Genomic DNA, 6,158 nt, shown 5'->3' on the forward strand with positions numbered 1-6,158 from the left:
CCTTGAAACCATCCATCCAATCCAAGCTCGATCAGCTTGCAGAGCGCCTGGTTGAATTAACCCAGCGACTGAGCAGCAACGACGCCACGTCGGACCTGGATAACTATCGCCGCCTCACCCGCGAGCACGCTGAAATCACGCCGGTAGTCGAACTCTATCAGCGCTTCCAGCAAGCCGAACTGGATCTGAAAACCGCCCAGGAGATGCTTGCCGACCCGGAGATGAAGTCGTTTGCCGAAGACGAGGCCAATAGCGCCAGGGAGCAACTCGCGCAGATTGAAATCGACCTGCAAAAGCTCCTGCTGCCGAAGGACCCCAACGACGAACGCAATATTTTCCTGGAAATCCGCGCCGGCACCGGCGGCGACGAATCGGCCCTGTTCTCCGGCGATCTGTTCCGCATGTATGCGCGCTACGCCGAAAGGCAGCGCTGGAATGTGGAAATCCTGTCGGAAAGCCCAGGCGAGATGGGCGGCTACAAGGAGATCATCGCCAAGATTATTGGCCAGGGCGCCTATTCCAAACTCAAGTTCGAGTCCGGCGGCCACCGCGTGCAACGCGTACCCGCGACCGAAACCCAGGGGCGTATTCATACTTCAGCCTGCACCGTCGCCATCATGCCGGAAGCGGACGAACTGGCGGAAGTTAATCTCAACCCCGCCGACCTCAGGATCGACACCTACCGCGCATCGGGCGCGGGCGGCCAGCACATCAACAAGACCGATTCGGCGGTACGCATTACTCACCTGCCTACCGGCATTGTGGTGGAGTGCCAGGACGACCGCTCGCAGCACAAGAACAAGTCGCAGGCGATGTCGGTGCTGGCGGCGCGCATCATGGATATGCAGCTGCGCGAACGCCAGTCCAAGGAAGCCGCCACCCGCAAATCGCTGATCGGCAGCGGCGACCGCTCCGAACGCATCCGCACCTACAACTTCCCGCAGGGGCGCATCACCGATCACCGCATCAACCTTACCCTGTACAAGATCGATCAGATCATGGACGGCGACCTGGATGAACTGGTCGGTGCGCTGATGTCTGAACATCAGGCGGAGCTGCTGGCGTCCTTGGGCGGGGAAGAATAGCAACCCGCCAGCGCTATGCCCGCCACTCTGGACACCAATCTGCGGCAAGGCGCCGATGCGCTTGGTGCTGCGCTATATCTCGACCAGCGCGAGTCCCGGCTCGAAACGCAAATTCTGCTCTGCCATATACTCCAGCAACCCCGCTCCTGGCTGGTCGCTCATGACCGTGACCCCCTCACCCCGGAACAGACCGCGGCTTTCGCCGCCCTGCTGCATCGCCGCCTCGGCGGCGAGCCCATCGCTTACATACTCGGCGAACGTGAGTTCTACAGCCTTGATTTCAAGGTCACCCCGGCGGTGCTGATCCCGCGCCCGGAAACAGAGCTGCTGGTGGAGTTGGCACTGGAACGCCTGCCTGCCGACCACCCCTGCCGAGTGCTGGATCTGGGCACCGGCAGTGGCGCGGTGGCTGTAACGCTGGCACGACACCGCCCCCAGGCTGAAGTGGTTGCGGTGGATCAATCCGCCGCAGCGCTGGAAGTCGCGCGCGAAAATGCGCAACGACTGGGTGCCGGCAACCTGCGCCTGACCCAAAGCGACTGGTACAGCGCCCTGGATGAAGAGAAATTCGACTTGATCGTTTCCAACCCGCCTTACATCGCCGCCGCCGACCCTCACCTGACACAGGGCGATGTGCGCTTCGAACCCCCCGCCGCGCTGGCCTCAGGCGTGGATGGGTTGGATGACATCCGCACCATCATCCGGGGTGCCGTCGCCCACCTCAAGCCCGGCGGCTGGCTGCAGTTCGAACACGGCTACGACCAGGCGGCGGCGTGCCGCAAATTGCTGGTCCAGTCGGGCTTCGAGCGAGTTGACTCGGCCGCCGATCTGGCCGGCATCGAGCGCGTGAGTTATGGCCTATGGACGCCTTGATTTGTAACTTGCATTTTTAATACATCTTATTAAAATAGTCGGACATTAGCCTCCGATTAACTGTTTTATAAGGAACCCAAAAATGTCCCACAACTGCGCCAACATCATTTCCCCTGACATGCGCTACCCGTTCGACGCCCGCGGCGTTGCCAAGCGCTTCCGCCATGCCGCCATCTTCGGCGCGCTGGATTCGCTGCATCCGGGCGAGACCATGCGCTTCGTCAACGACCATGACCCGCTGCCGCTGCTCGCTCAATTGATGGAGCGCTACGGTGACGCCATCGAAATTGCGTACGTCGCCCGCGAACCCGGCCAGATCGTGATCGATTTCTCCCGTAAGTAGAGAGCCGGCATGCTGGTTACGCTGGCACTGACGGCGCTGGCAAGCTTTGCCGGCGCCGTCATCCTGGCCTGGTTCCAGCCCCTGCCTCCAGCCGCACACCTCCATCTCGCCCTGGCTGCGGGCGTCATGCCGCTGATCCTGGGTGCAATGAGCCATTTCGTGCCGGTACTGACGCGCAGCGGCGCGCCCGCCGCCGGCGTGCACACAATCCCCTTGCTGGCGCTGGCGGCAGGGGCGCTTGCCGTTTTCTCCTTTATCGCACCCAGTCAGGCTTATTACTTCGCCGCGCTGCTCGCGCTAGCCGCTGCTGCCGCGTTTGCCGGCTGGATCGCCAGTCGCGGCCGATCAGCCCTGGGCAAACCCCATCCCTGCCTGTACTGGTACCTCGCCGCTATCGCCTGCCTGATGCTGGCGCTGGCGGCGGTAGCCGCCATGGCAATCTGGCCGGAGCAGCGGCTGGCGCTGAAGCGGCTGCATCTTCATCTCAACACCCTGGGTTTCATTGGGCTGACCGCCATCGCCACCCTGCAGGTGCTGCTGCCCACGGCGGTCGGGCGACTGGATCCGCAAGCCGCAACCCGGTTGCGGCAGGATTTGAAATGGGCGCTGGGCGGCACCCTGCTGATCGCAGTCGGGACCGCCTGGTTCGCGCCGCTGGCATGGCTAGGCACGCTATTGTGGGTGCTGCCGGTATTGCGGATGGGGATGGCCTGGCTCACGCTGTATCGCGCTGAAATTCTGCATGCGCATGGCGCAGTGCCCTCGCTCGCCGCGGCCTTGACCGGATTTGCCGCCGCCCTGCTGTTTGGAATCCTGCACTCTGCCGGTGTACTCCTCCCCAGCGATAGCGCTCATGCCTTCATCCTCGCCTTCCTGTTCCCGCTGGTGACCGGCGCAGTCAGCCAGTTGCTGCCGGTATGGCTAAAACCCGGCCCGCAAACCGCCTGGCACAGCCAAATACGGCAACGACTGCAGTGGGGCGGCGGGATACGCGGCCTGATGTTTATTGGCGGCGGCCTGATTCTTGCCTGCGGCTGGCGCGCCGGGATGATACTGGCAGTGGCAGCGCTCGCACTGTTCCTGCTACAGCTGATCGGCGCGGCCAAAACCCTGCTTAGCCGGGGCGACTGATTGGAGCATTACACGCATTCATGATGAGGTAACCTTATCAACCAAGGCCAAATTTAGATCAATCCAGCAATGTCCAAGTTCAACTGCCGTGGGAGAAGATCTTCTGGCGCGTGTCGTCAGGCATAACGTAACTCAAGTACAACGCTTATTGCCAGAGGCAGAAACGCTCCGATGCACGTGGCGACCAATACGTCAGTCGGCCAGTGCACACCAAGTACCAGACGCGAAATGGCGACAAGAGATATCCATAAGATTGCTAGTGACAGCGCGAGGTTGCGCGACGCCGGCCTGATTCGACTCACGCAAAGAACGGCGGCTGTAGCGAACGCGGCGACGGCTAGGGTATGTCCGCTGGGAAAGCTGGAGCCCCAATACCAATCCGTGTCCCAGAGCGCTGGCCGAGCTCTGCCAACCACCATTTTTATAACGTAAATCGCTATCGTAGCGCTGATCACCGAAGCTGCAACAAGTAGCGCTTCGAAGCGATGCCTTGCCCACAAAAGTGCGATTGTCGTCACGACCGCGAGCGGAAACAGAACCCATGATGATCCAGTAAATGTGACCATTTCGAAGAATCTGGATAGTGTGCTCGGAACGTGATTATGGATGAAAAGCAAGATAATCTTGTCGATCGGACCTGATTCTCCACCGAGCACATCTTCGCTCACTTTAACTGCGAATGCCGCGAGGACTAGCACCAATATCGTGGTCAATCGGCGCTTCTCGAGCGGTTCGTACCATGAAGGTTGCTTGCGGCACACATAAGCACCCAGGACGAAATAAAGGCAGGCGACAATAAGAGCCAGCTTCGCGATGTCTTCGATCAGCTCGAAAATCATGGGCGCTCCGCTTGATATCTGCCAAATGAAGCAACGAGCAGGGGAACTGAAAGATCAAATCTCAGGGCAACTCGCGACTGATGGGAACTCATAAGCTTTTGTTCTTCCTGGTAGTCGGTGAAATGCCAAACAGTTATTAAACGGGACGCGAGTGAACTCGACTTGCAAGCTGTCTTCAAGGATTTCACCCGGAAATTCCACTGGATGAATTGTGGCCAATCCCATTTACTCTAATTTATTATGCCTCATATTCATTTGTCTTTAGACTTCGCCTTATGCATTTCCTATTTTTGGCGCCATCATTTTTGACTGTGTCTCATATTGAGGATCCAGGTTTTTATGTGGGGTGGGTTTTCCCTAACGAGCATTGCCAGCGCGATGCAACAAGCTCAAGTACTGATCGTAAAATTATGAACCTCCTTGGAATTACAGTTGGCCTTGCAATGTAAATTCAATTAATCCCATCAAGTTTCAATCGATGGATATCAACCGTCTGGCGACAATCTGCTTTATTTAAAAAGTGCTCTGTGCGCTAACGCACGGACTAGATCTGAAAATTGCAGGATCATCCGTAGCTCCACCTCAATAAATGAAAAGGCAGACCATGAAAACCAAACTAGTAACAGCATGTCTCGTCATCGGCACCTTGCTGGCCCCGATTGCGGCCTATTCCGCCGATTCTGACAAAGACCGTTCACACCCCATGACGTACGTCAAAGACTCGGTAATTACAGCCAAAATCAAGGCTAAGCTGGCCGCGGATCATCCGGGCAGCATGAAGCATATCCAGGTTGATACTGATAAAGATGGTGTTGTGTGGTTGACTGGCACTGCCAATACGCAGGAAGAAATTAACCAGGCGATTGCAACAGCCCGCAACACCGAAGGTGTGAAATCGGTGTGGAGTGATCTCAAAATCAAGATGGACAAATAAGGTTCCGGATCGACGCTAATGCAGGGACCGCGGCGCGTGCTTCGCGCTACGAAAAAATGGCCAGAGGACGATGTGTGCCTCTGGCCTTTCATGTCTGCCGATTCCAAATGCAATACCCCGGTGCTAAGCGCTCACGTAGGCCTGGAGAGCCTCCCAGTGGATTATCTGGGTTCAACACTTATTCGTTTCTGCACTGGGCGCTGATTCGGTATCGATTGCGCTCAAGGGGTTTTCATATCCTGTCCACATAGTTGACTGGGGCGTGATCGGCTAATGGTTTCGGGGGGGTGAAAACTTGATTGAGGGAAAACTCATGCCTGGGGCCGATCAATAGTAACTCTGTCCCGACATGCCGGAATCCCAGCGATTCTGAAGGGACTGTCGTAACGACATCTTCATCATCAACAATCCGATAGATGGGAACGTTGCAGAGTGAAGCGATGAACGCCTGGTTGCCAACCCGTGGCGAGCCGAATGTGTAAACCGCGCTTGGCGCATGACGTGCTGCTGCCAGCGTGGCAAGAGCCGCACCCAGACTATGCCCTGTATAGAAAACCGGGCAATTATATTGGGCAAGTACTCCATCAATTTCGCTCCATACCGAATCGAGCGCTTCCGTAAATCCTGCGTGCGCATCTTTTTGGTTTTTAACCAACGACAATTTACCGATCTCAAGATCGGTGAGGTAGTCCTTGATGTTTTGTTCGGTGCCTCGAAATACCAGCACGCTGAATGGCGATGTGCGTCCAAACTCGACCAACATGGCTTGAGTACCTGTTTCCAGCGAAACAAAGAATCTTCGTTGCTTGAACCCGATATTCTCCAGAATGCTGGTTCGGGTTGGCTGTGGAGGCGGATTCTGTTGATTTGCGTTTAAAACTGACCCACTAACCATAGAGATTTGCATGGAATTTTGACCCACGTTTATACACTGACCTACTCGGGAACGAGTG

Annotated in this window: 7 protein-coding genes; 5 read left to right on the plus strand and 2 right to left on the minus strand. The window is 57.0% G+C overall.

The window, feature by feature from the left end; translation table 11 throughout:
- Positions 1 to 2 precede the first annotated feature (2 nt).
- The 4 genes from prfA (at position 3) to SCT_RS09295 (ending at position 3,432) form a co-directional block, all read left to right on the plus strand.
- Positions 3 to 1,085, plus strand: a complete 1,083-nt coding sequence (gene prfA / locus SCT_RS09280; RefSeq protein ID WP_059422034.1) for a peptide chain release factor 1 — start codon at positions 3 to 5, stop codon at positions 1,083 to 1,085.
- A 15-nt stretch (positions 1,086 to 1,100) separates the two neighbouring features.
- On the plus strand, positions 1,101 to 1,958 hold the full coding sequence (gene prmC, locus SCT_RS09285) for a peptide chain release factor N(5)-glutamine methyltransferase (protein WP_059422039.1): 858 nt from the start codon (positions 1,101 to 1,103) through the stop codon (positions 1,956 to 1,958).
- An 82-nt stretch (positions 1,959 to 2,040) separates the two neighbouring features.
- Positions 2,041 to 2,301: a DUF2249 domain-containing protein gene (locus SCT_RS09290; RefSeq protein ID WP_059422042.1), complete on the plus strand. Its 261-nt coding sequence runs from the start codon at positions 2,041 to 2,043 to the stop codon at positions 2,299 to 2,301.
- 9 nt (positions 2,302 to 2,310) lie between these two features.
- Positions 2,311 to 3,432, plus strand: a complete 1,122-nt coding sequence (locus tag SCT_RS09295) for a hypothetical protein (RefSeq protein WP_059422043.1) — start codon at positions 2,311 to 2,313, stop codon at positions 3,430 to 3,432.
- 116 nt (positions 3,433 to 3,548) lie between these two features.
- Here SCT_RS09295 and SCT_RS09300 read toward each other — a convergent pair whose 3' ends face one another.
- Positions 3,549 to 4,271 carry a phosphatase PAP2 family protein gene (locus tag SCT_RS09300; RefSeq protein ID WP_059422046.1) on the minus strand — a complete coding sequence of 241 codons (723 nt, stop codon included), beginning with the start codon at positions 4,269 to 4,271 and terminating at the stop codon, positions 3,549 to 3,551.
- A gap of 604 nt (positions 4,272 to 4,875) precedes the next feature.
- Between SCT_RS09300 and SCT_RS09305 the strand changes: the two genes are divergently transcribed.
- Entirely contained in the window at positions 4,876 to 5,205 is a 330-nt protein-coding gene (locus SCT_RS09305; RefSeq protein WP_059422051.1) for a BON domain-containing protein, read from the plus strand.
- A 232-nt stretch (positions 5,206 to 5,437) separates the two neighbouring features.
- Here SCT_RS09305 and SCT_RS09310 read toward each other — a convergent pair.
- A partial coding sequence (locus SCT_RS09310) for an Mbeg1-like protein (protein ID WP_237759648.1) occupies positions 5,438 to 6,158 on the minus strand: 721 nt, incomplete at its 5' end.

The organism is Sulfuricella sp. T08, from assembly GCF_000971475.1.
Classification (GTDB): domain Bacteria; phylum Pseudomonadota; class Gammaproteobacteria; order Burkholderiales; family Sulfuricellaceae; genus Sulfuricella.

Coding starts and splice junctions, on each gene's coding strand:
- prmC (WP_059422039.1), top strand. CDS start 1,101: ATGCCCGCCACTCTGGACACCAATCTGCGGCAAGGCGCCGATGCGCTT.
- SCT_RS09290 (WP_059422042.1), top strand. CDS start 2,041: ATGTCCCACAACTGCGCCAACATCATTTCCCCTGACATGCGCTACCCG.
- SCT_RS09295 (WP_059422043.1), top strand. CDS start 2,311: ATGCTGGTTACGCTGGCACTGACGGCGCTGGCAAGCTTTGCCGGCGCC.
- SCT_RS09300 (WP_059422046.1), bottom strand. CDS start 4,271: ATGATTTTCGAGCTGATCGAAGACATCGCGAAGCTGGCTCTTATTGTC.
- SCT_RS09305 (WP_059422051.1), top strand. CDS start 4,876: ATGAAAACCAAACTAGTAACAGCATGTCTCGTCATCGGCACCTTGCTG.